Source organism: Spiroplasma endosymbiont of Sarcophaga carnaria, from assembly GCF_964019595.1.
In the GTDB taxonomy this organism is placed as follows: Bacteria; Bacillota_I; Bacilli_A; order Mycoplasmatales; family Mycoplasmataceae; genus Spiroplasma; species Spiroplasma poulsonii.
On record NZ_OZ026456.1, the window covers coordinates 1,781,523 to 1,796,068 of the forward strand.

Here is a 14,546-nt window from a genome sequence, read left to right on the forward strand (position 1 = left end):
AATTAAAGTGCAAGGGCATGATCAATGAAATTTATTAACCGTTGCGTTAATTCAAGTCATTGAAATTCGTAATAAACTATATGCTGCTGTTATTAATCCAGCAACAGAAAATTTAGATCCAATTTTATTTCAGTTACAATATGATGGTTCTGATTGAATTTTAGATTTAACAACGCCAATTTTTCTTAATTTAAAACAAGGATTTATTCCTGGCGAAGAATATTTAACAACAAATTCATTATTTACCGCAAAAGGTGTAACATATCTTATGAAAACACTCGGGAATTTATACCAAATCGATTACTTAAACCAAACTTTTTTATTAAAAAAAATTATTAATGAAAAAGAAACAACAAATAATATTCGTAGTTATCTTATTGATGAACAAAATAATAAAATGTTTCGAATCAATCATTATCAGTTAGAAGAAGTTAATAATATTTATTAAAATTAGTTTAAAAATAAACTAATTTTTATTCTTTTCAATGATATTATTTAATTGGAAGACAATGGCTTGTGGAGGAGTTTTATGAGTAAAAATATTTATACGGTTAGTGAAGTTAATGCTTATTTAAAAACATCAATTGAACAAAATCCTAATTTTATTAATATTTCTTTACAAGGTGAAATTTCTAATATTACAAACCATTCATCAGGACATATTTATTTTACGATTAAAGATGATAAAGCACAAATTCGAGCAATTATGTTTGCATTTAATGCTAAAAATTTACAGTTTAAATTAAAAGAAGGGTTAAAAATTGTTGCGACTGGTTCAATTAAAGTATATGAGCCGCAGGGAACATATAGTTTACAAGTTGTTACTTTATCTTTGCATGGGGTAGGGTACTTGTTCTTAAAATATGAAGCGTTAAAACAAGAATTAAGCAAAAAAGGATGATTTGATCAGTCATTAAAAAAACCAATTCCTCAGTTTCCAACTAATATTGGGGTTATTACCGCTCCAACTGGAGCTGCCATTCGTGATATTATTACTACGATTCATCGACGTTACCCTCAAGCTAACATTTATTTATTTCCAAGCTTAGTGCAAGGAGAAGATGCAAAACACGATATTCGCAAAAACATTAAAGCAGCTTTAGCTTTTAAACCTAAAATTGATACTTTGATTGTTGGCCGTGGTGGTGGTAGTATTGAAGATTTGTGAGCTTTTAATGAATTGGAAGTTGTTGAAGCAATTTTTCAAGCAACAATTCCTGTTATTTCAGCGGTTGGTCATGAAATTGACTTTACCTTAGCAGATTTTGTTAGTGATTTACGAGCACCAACACCAACCGCAGCGGCAGAACTAGCAACACCAGATCAAAAAGAATTAATGAATTTTTTAAAACAACAACAACGTATTCTAATAACAACGATTAAAACAAAAGTTGATAAATTAGCAGATAAAGTAGCAGAACTAAGGAATGGTTATGTTTTAACAAAACCGCAAGCATTGTATGCACAACAAGAACATTATTATCAATTATTAGTAAAACAGTTTAATGTTTGTCAAGAAACTTTTTTCTTAGCAAACAAGAATGTTATTCAAACCTATTATCAAAGGTTAATTACATTAATGCAACAACAAATGGTAGCAATTGAATATAAAAAAAATAATTTATTAAGTAAATTAGATTTATTAAGTCCGTTAAAAACACTAACGCGAGGATATAGTATTACTTATAATAACAATAAAAATGTGTTAACATCAATTCAACAAGTAACGAATAATGATATAATTATGACACGTGTGCAAGATGGAATTATTCAGTCAGTTGTACAAACAATTAAGAAGGATGGTGAAGAAAATGGCAGATAATAAATCATTTGAACAAGTTTTAGAACAATTAAAACAAATTGTTAATGATTTAGAAAATAATCAGTTACCATTAGATCAAGCGATTGATGCTTTTGAAACAGGAATTAAATTAACTAAATTAGCAGAAACTAAATTACAAGATATTAAAGATAAAGTCACTAAAATTGTTAAAAATAATAATCCGACTGATTTTAAAGTTGATGAAGAATAATTTATTATGGCAGGACAAATTTTTGAACGAAGTGGCTGAGTTAAAAAAAATAATAATAAAATTAGAAAAAAATTATTTAAATTGAAATTAAGTTCAGTTGTTTTAAAAGACTTTAAAACATTTGATGAAAAAGATATTTTAATTAAGAATTTTGTTTATTTATTACGATTAAATAACTTTGATGAACAAGAATATTTTGATAGTATTATTTTAATTAAGTTAGTTTTAATTTATTATCATATGCAATATGTTCGACATCCGGGAGTAAAACGAGAAGAAATTCAGATTTTAAAAGTTATTAAAGAATTGGAACAAAAAATTTTAGTTAATAAAATTGATACTAATCATGAAAAAGAAATTTTTGCGAATGTTAAAATTGATGATCAAAGTATTGCAAAATACTATCGTTTTGATTTGCTATATAATTTTATTGCCAATATTTTTTATCAACCTTTTATGAAAAAACGTAATGCTAAATTGTACTTTGATTATGGATATTATCTTGTTTTTTTAATTAATTTAACAGTAATGAAAAAACTATTTAAAGATAGTGCGAATGTTGAAATTTATAAAATTAAATTAGATGTAACAGCTAATTGTCATTATTTAATTGGTGAAATTACGCCATTATATTTCAACAATTTTGTACAGCAAATTAATTATTTTTTACAAAAATATTAAGTGAGGTTAGAAGATGAAGTTAAGAGATTATCAGAGTCATTATGATCTAAAGGATTTGAAAACAAAAGCATTAATTGAATTAGCTAATGATGTTCGCCAGCTGATTATTGAAACAGTAACTAAAAATGGGGGTCATTTAGCTAGTAATTTAGGAACAGTTGAATTAACAATTAGTTTATTAAAGACATTTGATATTGACAACAATGACATTATTATTTTTGATACTGGTCATCAAACTTATGCTTACAAAATTTTAACTGATCGAAAAACCCATTTTTCAACAATTCGGTTACCTGATGGTTTAGCAGCATTTCAACACGTTAATGAAAGTAAATATGATTATATTTCAAATGGCCATGCTGGAACGGGTTTATCAACGGCAATTGCTTATAGTTATAATCCAAAATATAATAATATTATTTGTATAATTGGTGATGCATCGTTTACAAATGGTTTAACGTTAGAAGCTTTGACTCATTTAGGATTAATTTCAAATAAAATTATTGTTGTTTTAAATGATAATGGAATGAGTATTTCAAAAAATGTTAATATTTTACATACAACAGTTAGTAAAGTTCGAACAGGATGGTTATATCGTAGTGCTAGTAAGATTTCAAAAGTATTACGCTACATTCCACCATTAACATTACTATGGTTAGCGCATTTATTAGTGGAAAAAATTATTCGTAGTTTTGCAATCCCAGGATTATTTGCTGGATTTAACTTAGATTATATTGGCACTGTTGATGGCCATCACTTTCGGAAACTAAGCAAAAGTTTTCGCCAAGCAAAAAAAGTTCAAGTAGTGTTATTGTTCATGTCAAAACGAAAAAAGGTTATGGTTATGGTTTAACCCAAGCAGAACAAGAAAAGTATCATTCATATAGTTTAAAAGATACCAAAAATAGTGAATGAAGTTATCATATTGCCCAAACAGTTGAAAAAGTTTTTCAAACTGTTCCGGAGAAATTTTATTTTATTTCAGCAGCAATGCAAGCTTCGATTTACTTAGAAGAGTTTATGATAAAAAATGCACCATATTGTATTGATGTTGGTTTAGCAGAAGAACATGCAATTACATTAGCATCTGGTTTTGCGTTAGATAATCACCAAGTTGTTGTTAATATGTATGCTAGTTTTTTGCAGCGAACTTATGATCAAATTTTATATGATGTTGTTCGTAACCGGTTACCTGTTATTTTTTTAATTGATCGTGCTGGTTTATCCCCTGGTGATGGTGATAGTCATCATGGTATTTATGATGTTGGTTTTTTAAATAGTATGGGTGATATTCCAATTATTAGTCAACCAGCAACAACTGGTGAATTTGATCACTTGTTTAAATTAGCTCTTGCAAACAAACAAAACCCATTTTTTATTCGCTATCCAAAAAGTGGGATTGTTACACAACCTTTAATAAAAGAATTTAACCTTGGTGATTGAGAATATGTTATTAATAATAGCGATGCATCAATCTTATTAATAACTTATGGTAATAATGTCTTAAAAGCACAAAACATTATTACTAAATTAGCAACTAATAAAATTAACCTTGTTAATGCAAGATTTATTAATCCCGTCGATAAAACAATGTTAGGACAAATTAGTGCAGATAATTATCAACAAATTATTGTTTTTGAAGAAGTTATTAACCAGACAGGACTATATGCAAAAATTATTGATTTTTTACCACGGCATAAAACAACCATTACTCATTTTATGGTTATCAAAACGGCTTAGGTAAAAATAACAGTAATCTTCTGGAAGAAATTTTACAAAATTTAATTAACTAAATAAAAAAACCTTGTATTCTAGGACAATAAGGGTTAAATTTATATATATGAAAAAGGAGAGGGAATATGAAAGAATATGTTAAATTCAAATTAAATAAACAAGCACAACTAGAGCAATACTTAAAAAAACATCAAGTTGATGGGATCTTGTTTCATTCAACAGTTAATCGTTTTTGATTTTCTGAGTTTGAATCATCAGAAGGATATCTGTTATTTACAAAAAATGAATCAATTTTGTATTTAGATGGTAGATATATTACGGCCGGAAAAAAACAAGCAAAAAATGTAACTAATGTTCAGGAAATGACAACAAATAATGCTGGTGGTTTTTTTGGAATGTTACAAAATGATTTAACGAAAAACAAAGTCAAAGTATTAGCTTTTGAAAGTGATTATTTAACATATTTAACTTATCAAATTTTAGCAGTAAGTTTAGCAACGATTGAATTAAAACCAGTTGATTTTTCTGAGTTACGAACAATTAAATCAAACCAGGAAATTAATGCGTTAAAACAAGCCTGCGCAATCGGTGATATTGCTATTAATAATGTAATTAAAAATATTAAACCAGGAATGACGGAACGGCAAGTTGAACAAATTATTATTAATAGTTTTATTGAGGAAGGAGCCGATAAACCAAGTTTTGACACAATCGTTGCTTCGGGCTGACGGGGAGCATTACCACATGGTCGTGCAACAGATAAAGTGATTGAAAATAACGAATTAATTACAATTGATTTTGGTTGTATTTATAATGGTTATTGTTCTGATACTACTCGTACGATTGTGTTAGGAAAACCCTCACCACAAATGTTAGAAATCTTTGATGTTGTTTATCAAGCACAAAAACAAGGGATTGAAGCAATCAAACCAGGTGTTAGCACTGCAACAATTGATAAAATTTGTCGTGACTATATTACAAGTAAAGGCTATGGTCAATACTTTACCCATTCAACTGGGCATGGGGTTGGGATTGAAATTCATGAGTTTCCACGAGTATCACCATTTTGTAATGTTCCTTTAGAACCGGGGATGATCATTACTGTTGAACCCGGGATTTATATTCCTGATGTCGGTGGTGTTCGCATTGAAGATGATATTTTAGTAACAGAAAATGGTTATGAACTTTTAACAGAAGCAAAGCGTGATTTAATTTTAATTTAATGAAACTGACAAAAACACAAATTACTTTTCTTATCTTTTTTATTTTCATGCTTTTGTTTCTATTATTATCAATCATTTTAATTGTCATTGCTGGAAATCAAATCCATCGATTACTTGTTAATAACCAAACCCTTGTTTTATCAGGAACTAATGCCTATGGTAAAGCAACTATTGTTGTTGCAGATTTTCCATCAGCTTTTTGGTTAATCCAATATGGTATTAATTTTATTTTCTCAATGAAAATTATTAACCAAAATAATATGGAAATATTAACAACTAATTTTGTAACTTTATACCAAGTTGGTTATTCTTTCTTAATAATCCTTGTTCCTGTCTGTGGATTTAGTTTTTTAATTACAATTATAGTATGCTTATTAACTTGGCAAAAAGCAACAAAATCACTGCCACCAACACCGCCAATAGTTAAAAACGAAGATAATCAATTATTAAATGATTTAAAAACTAATATGAACCAAGTGCAAGATTATTTAATTAAATTACATAATGATGTAAAGGCTTTAAAAAAATTTACGGTATTAATTACCCCAAAAGCAAAGGTTTCTTCAAACCAAGTTAGCGAAGAACAAATTGAACGGTTTGGTCATAATTTAAATGTAATTCAAGAAAAATTAGGACAGCAGCAGCAACACGTTGAGATGTTAAAAACAGTTGATCGTGATGAGTTTGAACGAACAAACAGTGGGATTGAACGACCAATTAGTTTGGTTAAACCAACCGAATATATTATGCCAAAACGTGATACAAATTTTGTTAATGATTTTCCAACGCAACAATTTCTATCAACAAAAATGTTAACAGAAACAAAAAGTGAGAAAAAACTCTCTTTAAGTTCAATTTTTGATCGAAAAAAAATTAAAGAAGAGTTAGAAGCAGAACCTGATTTAGAATTAGATGATAATCAAACCGAAAATGAAGAAGCTTTTAAAGCTTTTCCATTAGAATTTAATGACCCAACAGTTATTGAGGATAAAGCCTTTCGTGAAAAAGTTGGTTTTAATTTAAATGATTATGATTATACCACTGACAATGGGAAGAATCTGGTTGAGTTTCAAACGGTGTATCAAGTTGGTGATCTAATGATTGATAATGGTGTTGAATATGAGATTATGTTAGTTGTACCACGAAACGTTAATGATACGATAATGTATGAATTAACCTTAAAGTCAACTGTTGATGAAACAGTTAAATCAGTTATGAAAAAATAAGAAGGGTTTTTTTCTTCTTATTTTTTTATTTTTTTGTAGTTTATTTAGAAAATAATAGATAGTTCCTATTCTTTATAAATAGTATTATCTTTATGTCAATATTTATATTTTTTAGATTTGTTAATGTTAGAAGTTCTAACTTTTGCTACAATTCATAAAACACCATCAATATTAATAAATAAAACTGTTCTTTTACCATTATTTCATTCAAACATGTTATATGTTTTATTTTGTTTGTTTCAAATGAATGATAAAATTTTATAAATGACATGATCAACGAGATAAGCTACCCCTTTAAAGCATATTAATAAAACAATTAAACTAAACATTAAATCTGTTAAATAATGTGTTCTTGAAATAATTTGCATAAATCCCATCATCGCAACATCGGCAATAAAGAAGCCAAATATTAATCATTTTCATCAAACAATATTTTGTTTACGTTTTTCATTCATGAAATATAGTAAGAATCCATAAACGGGCATTGATGATGAATTCATATGGCCAGATGGAAATGCCTTGTCACTTCAAAAATGATTTCCTTCGCCACTTTTACCCAATAAGAAATCTCAGTATTCAGCTTTAAATCCTTGAATTTGTCATCAATCTAAATATTGTGCATTAACTATATTAGTTGGTTTGTTTGTTCAATTGCTTGGTAAGTTATCAATAACATATTGATAATCAACATGAACTCAATAGGGTCTTCCAAAAAAAGTTTTTAAAATTGGGTCAAAAGTAACACCAAAAAGACCGAATACGACAAATATTTTTAGGGCATCAATTCAATAATTATTAGTTAACAAATCATCTCTTTTTGAAAATTTAACTCTTAAGAATCAAGCAGTCCCACACATTAATATAACTTCAATACTAAGTTGAATCGTCATTACTATGATCGTATTTGTTCCATCAAGACCAAATCAATAGTCTCTTCCCTTACCACCAAAAGCATCAAGGGTTGCTTGTTGATAGATCATTATACTAATAATTAATGTAAATAAAATTATAAATAGGGCATAAACTATTATGATAATAATATTTAAAAATTTAAATTTTGCTTTATATTTTATATTTAAACTTTCTAACAAGATTCCAGCTCTTGCAAACATAAATGGGACTGTCATTGTATAAGCTAGTTTATCTCAAAATAAACTCAACCAACTGACAGGGCCATTATCATTTAAATCACCAATCGCTTTTGCAATTGGTTTATCTCAAATACTTCCTACGATAAAAAGGGTAATAACAACAGTTAATGCAATAATTTTTAATATTTTAAAAATAATTTTGTGTTTACTATTTTTATTAATAAATGCAGAACCGTTAGCATAAAACTCTTTCTTTGGTTTTCTCTTAAAATTTAACATATTCATAAAAGTATTATATCATAGTAAAAAAAGACCAATTTATGTTTCTTAATATTTTCGCTACTTTTTATAATAAATAAATCAAAAAAATGTGGAATATTAATGATATTTAATAGAGGCATATCTCCACCACGATGTGTTTGACAAAATGACATAGTATAATCTTTAACACTAAGCATATTTGCTTCTTGTATTTTTTTATATAATTATTTTCACACCCGATAGAAAAATATTAGGAGAAAAAATATGAAAAAATTATAACTTTAGTAGGAATTGCTAATTTAAGTGGGGTATTTGGAACAGCTCTTGTTGGATGTACCGTCAACCCTGAAACAATAGTCGATGATGATACGGGAAGTTTTAAGGATATTGAAATCTTAGACAAAATTTCAAAACAAGCAAGTGATGCTTTTTTAGAATTTTCACAAAATAGTTCAACCCTTGATACTAATGATAATTCTGATGTTGATTTTGATAAATTATATGCGTTGGTTACTAAAGAGTTATCAACTGCAATCTTAAATAAAAACAATCCTGATGTTACTCCTGTTTTAAATATTTTAGATAGTAAATTTAATATTGCCTTTAATAACATTAATAATGTTATTACAAATGAGTATTCAAATTATTATGTTGATTCAAAACCACTAAAATTATTAAATAGTTCAAGGTATACTTTACATTATATTGACCTTGTAACATTAGGAAAAATTAATGGTGAAAAAGACTTAAGTAATTTAAAAGCCGGGCGAATTGATTTTAAGTTTCGCTTTCAAGTTCAGTTTAAAACATATGTGATGACTTCTGATTATGTCATTCAATATACCATTTCAAATGACACTGCTAAAATAAAAAAATTACAAAGTGGAATTGTCTCAAAATTATCAAAAGTTGTTGTTCGTTTTTTTAATGAGAAAGGAAAAATTATTTTAGATAAAACACCTGGATTTAGAACTTTATATGATAATTTTTATATTAATTATTCAAAACGTCATATTGATTTGGATAATATTATTCAACAACAGTTAACAACCTTAATTAATAGTGATCCTGAACTAGCAGAGATTAAAGAATATGTAACATGAAACGCTGACCAAGAATTGTTGTTATTACAAATGGGAGCTTTAAATGATGTTACAAAGTGGGGTTGCTGTTCCTTCCCGGCCAGAAAATACAGCTTATGTTTGAGCAGGAGAGGGACCTTTTGATATTAGTAAGATGACTGCTGATACCTTTTATCAATTTTTGATGAAACTATTAAATGTTTTTAACATTAGTGGGAGTGACTTACAATTAGCTAGTTTTACTGTTAATTTTGATAAATTAACAGTTGCTGGGTTAACATTAAATGGTGTAATTGAAAATAATACTGGAAATGCTTTAGCAGTTATTATTGCAATTTCAAAAGAGGGTTTAAAAACAAAGTTGATGGATTACAGTCAAATTGTTGTGAAATTTTTTGAAACATATCGTGTCGAATCATATCTTCGTTATCAACAATTAGTTGTACCAAGTAATGTTTTTGATCAAATGAAAGCCGCAAGGAACTACATAAACTTGTTAAAACCATTAGTAAAAGATTTTATTAATCGTCCTGAAATTAGTACATTACCAGGAATTAATTTATTCAATATTGATGATGCAGTTGGTAGATTAAAACAAAAGTATCCAACATGAAGGGTAAAAGATGATGATACTTTACAAATTAATGCTAGAGGAAAAGGGTATAGTTTTAGTTTTATGCTTGGGGATAAATCTTTCTATGGTTTAATAGCTTATTCACCTTGATCAGCTGTTTATTTTGGTAATTTTTATCTTAAAAAAGGTTAAATTTAATAAATTAAAAAACATCTTTATTTGAATAAAGATGTTTTTATTTTGTTGATAAAATTAAATTATTATTTATTGTTTTGGTTTTAGTTTTGTTTTAATGCTTGGTTTTATCAAAACAAAACAACAACCTAACATTATCATAGCAATAATAACACTGTAAATAATGATATAAGTTAACATTATTGTATGAAAATTAATAATAATTGGAATAATGATAATAGCTAACAATAGACTAAAAATAGCATGACCAAAAACATGTTCAAACATTAAAGCTAATGTTAGATGTTCAGTTCCAACTAAACTAATAATGTTATTTTTTTGAATGCGGCTTAAATGCCCTAAACAAAGGCCAAGTAAAATTTGACTACCCCCCAACCCAAGCGTTAGATATAAAAGGTGGTTTAATTGTGTTTGTTGCATCAAATAAGTGATTGTTAATCCTAATAATAGAGCAACAGCAATAATAGCAATAATAGTATTATAACAAACATCGCGTTTAATAGTATTGGTTTTAATCAAATATCCAAGTAAGTAACTTAGTTTTCGAATAACATATAAAACTCCAATCGCAATGATCATTAATGTTGTATCTTTAAAAATTAAAACTGGTAATAAGTAACCAAATACTTCATTAATACCATATAAAAAACTTGATGAGTATAAATAACTTCAAAATTGTCGATTTGTTTTTAATGTTTTCCAACTCGTTGGATTAATTTTAAAGGTAACTTCTTCTGTTTTTAAATCATGATTAAAAAAGATTAAACTAAAATTAATTAAAGTAATCAACGTGAAATATGTTTGTAAAGCAATATTAGTTCCTAAATCATTTAAGAAATATTGAAATAAAAAGGGAATAATAATGGTAACAACACTACCCAAGGTAAAATAAAGACTTGGATTTGTTTTTAATTGATGTTGACGGGCATAACTCCGAATGATTTCCGTTGTAAAAGGAACCATTCCCGCAACAAAAACGCCAGTTGCGAAGAGTAAAAGCGGATAAAAATAAATGATTAAATTATTATCAAAGAAATTAATCATCATTAGTAAAGAAACAAAAACAAAAAGAAAAAAACTATTAATTTGTAAGATAAAGATGTTATCTTTTTTCTTTTTTATTTTTGCTCATAACGGAGTAAAGAAGAACATTGCAGTTGGGAATAATAGAAAAAATCAAATTTTTGTGAGTCCAAATTTTTGATAAATTTCAAAAGGCAAAAAGGAAAATAAAGCTCCCATTAAAATTCCTTGTATAATTAGTACTGTTTTTCAACTACGTAATTTAGTTGTCATTTTTGTTATCACATCCTTTGCTTTCTTGTTTTGTTTGTGGTGTTATCTTATATAAATTAATTTTACTATTATTTAAGAAATAATTATTGAACAAAGTAATAAATTTAAAATATGAAGTAATAATAGTAATTTTAAGAATTAATTTGTGAACTAACTGATAATAAAGTTGTTTTTCAACTCTTTTTTGCATCATCAAAATGTTTTTATTTTTTACCATCAAAAATAGAATTTGAGATTATCAACCAAAAAGAAGAGTGAATAGTTCCAAATATAATATTATTTAACATCTTTTGCATATAAAAGTTCTCCATTCATTATTATATATTTAAAATGTGTTCTTTTGGCAAAGCTAAATGACATCATCACGACTCTTGAACAAATATTTGACCACTACCATAACTCTTTTTCTATTTTTAAATATAAACTTTTTCTTATTATAAATTAATAATCAAAAAAAGTAAGATTTAAGCAATTATTTTGTAAATTATAAATATCTTTCTTTTAATTCGTTGTACAATGTTAATATGAATATTAATTAAACAGTGTATAAAAAGGAGAATACAGAATGAAAAAATCAATTAATGCAATTAGAATGTTAGGAATTGAAGCAGTTAATAAAGCTAATTCAGGACACCCAGGTATTGTTCTTGGTGCGGCGCCAATGGCTTACACTTTATTTACTAAACATTTAAATGTTAATCCGCAAGTTGATAAATGAACTAACCGTGATCGGTTTGTTTTAGCAGCAGGACATGGAAGTGCTTTATTATATTCTTTATTACATTTATCAGGATTTGACCTTAACATTGAAGATTTACGTAATTTTCGCCAAGTTGATTCAATTACTCCTGGTCATCCGGAGTCATATTTGACACCCGGAGTTGATGTTACTACTGGCCCATTAGGACAAGGAATTGCAACAGCAGTTGGCTTAGCATTAGCAGAGTCTCATTTAGCAGCCAAGTATAATACAAAAAAATATTCACTTTTTGATCATTATACTTATGTTTTATGTGGTGATGGTGATTTACAAGAAGGGGTAACTCAAGAAGCAATTTCTTTAGCTGGACATTGAAAATTAAATAAATTAATTGTCCTATTTGATTCAAATGATGTTCAATTAGATAATGTGGTTAATGTTGCGCAAAGTGAGAAAATTGGTGATCGTTTTCAAGCAGCAAATTGAAATTATCTTTTTATTAAAGATGGGAATGATGTTGAAGCAATTAACGAAGCTATTATTAAAGCAAAAAAAAGTGATAAACCAACGTTAATTGAAGTTAAAACAGTAATTGGATTCGGGGCAACGAAACAAGGCACACCAGCAGTTCATGGCGCACCATTGGGAACAGATATTGAAACTGTTCGTAATTTATTAGGATGAACTGAAAAACCATTTGAAATTCCTGGTGAAGTTTATGATGATTTTGAAGTTAATGTTAAAAACCGTGGAATTAAAAAGTATGAACAATGATTAAAAATGTATGAAGCATTTTGTCAGGAAAATCCAGCATTGGGGAAAGAAGTAGATGAAGCAATTCATGGGAACTTTACTTTTAATCCAGAACAATTTCTTGATTTAAAACCAACTAAACCGCAAGCAACACGAATTAGTAGCGGTGCTATTATTGACCGAATTTCAAGTATTATTCCAAATTGAATTGGTGGTAGTGCTGATTTAAGTGGTAGTACAAAAGCAAAAGGTGCTGATGGTGTTTATGGCGCTGAAAATCGAATAGGACGTAATCTAGCTTATGGGGTTCGTGAGTTCGCAATGACCGCTATTAATAATGGAATTTGTTTACATCGTGGTTTATTACCATTTGCTAGTGGCTTTTTTGTTTTTTCTGATTATATGAAACCAGCAATTAGATTAAGTTCATTAATGGAAATTCCAGTTGTTTATGTCTTATCACATGATTCAATTTCCGTTGGTGAAGATGGGCCAACACATCAACCAATTGAACAGTTAGCAATGTTACGAAGTCAACCAAATTTAAATGTCTTTCGCCCGGCTGATTTTAATGAAACATTAGGAGCTTATCATCTTGCCTTGCAATCTCGTCATACCCCAAGTGCTATTTTAATTACGCGACAAGATTTACCAGAACTAGAACATTCTAGCGTTGAAATGGTTAAAAAAGGGGCATATCAAGTTTATGGTTCAGAACATCATAATGATGTTGTTTTAGTTGCAACAGGTAGTGAAGTAAGTATGGCAATTGTGGTTGCGAAAAAATTAGAACATGATAAGAAAATTAATGTAAAAGTAATCTCAATGCCATCGTGGGAATTATTTGATAAACAAGATATTACTTATAAAACAAAATTATTAGAGCCAACAGCGTTGATTGCTTCAATTGAATTAGGAACAACCTTTGGTTGAGAACGTTATACTTCAAATACAGGATTAAACTTTGGAATCGACACTTTTGGACAATCAGGACCATTCCATGATGTATTAGAATATTTTGGTTTTAATGTTGAAAATATTGTTAATACAATTAGTAAAAAAATGCAATTATCAAAATAATGGCAATTGCATTTTTTATTTATAATTGAATTAGAAATAGGAGTAACAAATGATTTTATTTGAAACAGCACGATTAATAATCCGAATGTGTAAGCAAACTGATTTAGCAGCATTTCAAGCACTAAATGCTGATCAAACGGTAATGGAATATTTTCCAAATGTATTATCAGCCGCAGAAACAAATGATTTTTATATTAACATTCAAACTAATTTTAAAACTAATGGTTATGGGTTATATGTTGTTGAACTAAAAGCAACGTATGAATTCCTTGGTTTTTGTGGTTTTAATAATGTTACTTTTCAGGCTGATTTTACTCCTTGTATTGAAATTGGATGAAGGTTAAAACAATCAGCTTGGGGACAAGGGTTTGCAACTGAAGTCGCACAGAGGTGTTTAAATTATGCTAAAAATAATTTAAATTTTCAAACAGTTTATAGTTTTACCAGTATTTTTAATCAGCGGTCAGAAAATGTTATGAAGAAACTTGGAATGTCAAAAACAAAAGAGTTTAATCATCCAAACCTAACAAAAACTAATTGGTTATCAAAACATGTTTTATATCAATTAAGCTGATAATAAGATAAAATATTAAAGACATCGAAAAAACTAAAGGGGG

15 protein-coding genes are annotated in these 14,546 nt (G+C 28.0%); 12 read left to right on the forward strand and 3 right to left on the reverse strand.

The window, feature by feature from the left end; genetic code table 4:
- Positions 1 to 7: 7 nt before the first annotated feature.
- From AACK91_RS10210 to AACK91_RS10245, 8 genes are all read left to right on the forward strand, one after another.
- A complete protein-coding gene (locus AACK91_RS10210) occupies positions 8 to 448 on the forward strand; it encodes a hypothetical protein (RefSeq protein ID WP_338966403.1) in 441 nt (146 codons plus the stop codon).
- Positions 449 to 529: 81 nt separating this feature from the next.
- Positions 530 to 1,822 (forward strand): exodeoxyribonuclease VII large subunit, encoded by a 1,293-nt coding sequence (gene xseA, locus AACK91_RS10215; RefSeq protein WP_338966405.1) that lies wholly within the window; start codon positions 530 to 532, stop codon positions 1,820 to 1,822.
- Entirely contained in the window at positions 1,812 to 2,033 is a 222-nt protein-coding gene (gene xseB, locus AACK91_RS10220) for an exodeoxyribonuclease VII small subunit (RefSeq protein ID WP_040093613.1), read from the forward strand. The genes xseA and xseB overlap by 11 nt, the downstream gene beginning before the upstream one ends.
- A gap of 6 nt (positions 2,034 to 2,039) precedes the next feature.
- Positions 2,040 to 2,714: a hypothetical protein gene (locus AACK91_RS10225; RefSeq protein ID WP_338966407.1), complete on the forward strand. Its 675-nt coding sequence runs from the start codon at positions 2,040 to 2,042 to the stop codon at positions 2,712 to 2,714.
- 13 nt (positions 2,715 to 2,727) lie between these two features.
- Positions 2,728 to 3,567, forward strand: coding sequence for a 1-deoxy-D-xylulose-5-phosphate synthase N-terminal domain-containing protein (locus AACK91_RS10230; protein WP_338966408.1), 840 nt, complete (start codon positions 2,728 to 2,730; stop codon positions 3,565 to 3,567).
- 137 nt (positions 3,568 to 3,704) lie between these two features.
- The gene (locus AACK91_RS10235) at positions 3,705 to 4,454 is read left to right on the forward strand and encodes a transketolase C-terminal domain-containing protein (RefSeq protein ID WP_338966409.1); all 750 of its coding nucleotides are present in this window, start codon (positions 3,705 to 3,707) and stop codon (positions 4,452 to 4,454) included.
- 119 nt (positions 4,455 to 4,573) lie between these two features.
- Positions 4,574 to 5,671: an aminopeptidase P family protein gene (locus AACK91_RS10240; RefSeq protein ID WP_338966410.1), complete on the forward strand. Its 1,098-nt coding sequence runs from the start codon at positions 4,574 to 4,576 to the stop codon at positions 5,669 to 5,671.
- A gap of 47 nt (positions 5,672 to 5,718) precedes the next feature.
- The gene (locus AACK91_RS10245) at positions 5,719 to 6,897 is read left to right on the forward strand and encodes a hypothetical protein (RefSeq protein ID WP_338966411.1); all 1,179 of its coding nucleotides are present in this window, start codon (positions 5,719 to 5,721) and stop codon (positions 6,895 to 6,897) included.
- 65 nt (positions 6,898 to 6,962) lie between these two features.
- Here the strand turns inward: AACK91_RS10245 and AACK91_RS10250 are convergent, their stop codons facing one another.
- A complete protein-coding gene (locus AACK91_RS10250) occupies positions 6,963 to 8,273 on the reverse strand; it encodes a phosphatase PAP2 family protein (protein ID WP_338966412.1) in 1,311 nt (436 codons plus the stop codon).
- A 482-nt stretch (positions 8,274 to 8,755) separates the two neighbouring features.
- Here AACK91_RS10250 and AACK91_RS10255 point away from each other — a divergent pair, with 482 nt between their 5' ends.
- Positions 8,756 to 9,481 carry a hypothetical protein gene (locus tag AACK91_RS10255; protein WP_338966413.1) on the forward strand — a complete coding sequence of 242 codons (726 nt, stop codon included), beginning with the start codon at positions 8,756 to 8,758 and terminating at the stop codon, positions 9,479 to 9,481.
- Positions 9,396 to 10,097: a hypothetical protein gene (locus AACK91_RS10260; RefSeq protein ID WP_338966415.1), complete on the forward strand. Its 702-nt coding sequence runs from the start codon at positions 9,396 to 9,398 to the stop codon at positions 10,095 to 10,097. The genes AACK91_RS10255 and AACK91_RS10260 overlap by 86 nt, the downstream gene beginning before the upstream one ends.
- Positions 10,098 to 10,169: 72 nt before the next feature.
- On the opposite strand, the gene AACK91_RS10265 is transcribed toward AACK91_RS10260, so the two are convergent.
- Both AACK91_RS10265 and AACK91_RS10270 read right to left on the reverse strand, forming a co-directional pair.
- Complete coding sequence (locus AACK91_RS10265; RefSeq protein WP_338966416.1) at positions 10,170 to 11,396, reverse strand: hypothetical protein; 1,227 nt, start codon at positions 11,394 to 11,396, stop codon at positions 10,170 to 10,172.
- Positions 11,386 to 11,589: a hypothetical protein gene (locus AACK91_RS10270; RefSeq protein ID WP_338966417.1), complete on the reverse strand. Its 204-nt coding sequence runs from the start codon at positions 11,587 to 11,589 to the stop codon at positions 11,386 to 11,388. Before AACK91_RS10270 ends, AACK91_RS10265 begins: the two co-directional genes overlap by 11 nt.
- 372 nt (positions 11,590 to 11,961) lie before the next feature.
- Here AACK91_RS10270 and tkt point away from each other — a divergent pair, with 372 nt between their 5' ends.
- Together tkt and AACK91_RS10280 are read left to right on the forward strand one after the other, a co-directional pair.
- The gene (gene tkt, locus AACK91_RS10275) at positions 11,962 to 13,929 is read left to right on the forward strand and encodes a transketolase (RefSeq protein WP_338966418.1); all 1,968 of its coding nucleotides are present in this window, start codon (positions 11,962 to 11,964) and stop codon (positions 13,927 to 13,929) included.
- A 49-nt stretch (positions 13,930 to 13,978) separates the two neighbouring features.
- Positions 13,979 to 14,506 (forward strand): GNAT family N-acetyltransferase, encoded by a 528-nt coding sequence (locus tag AACK91_RS10280; protein ID WP_338966419.1) that lies wholly within the window; start codon positions 13,979 to 13,981, stop codon positions 14,504 to 14,506.
- The last annotated feature ends 40 nt before the right edge of the window (positions 14,507 to 14,546 follow it).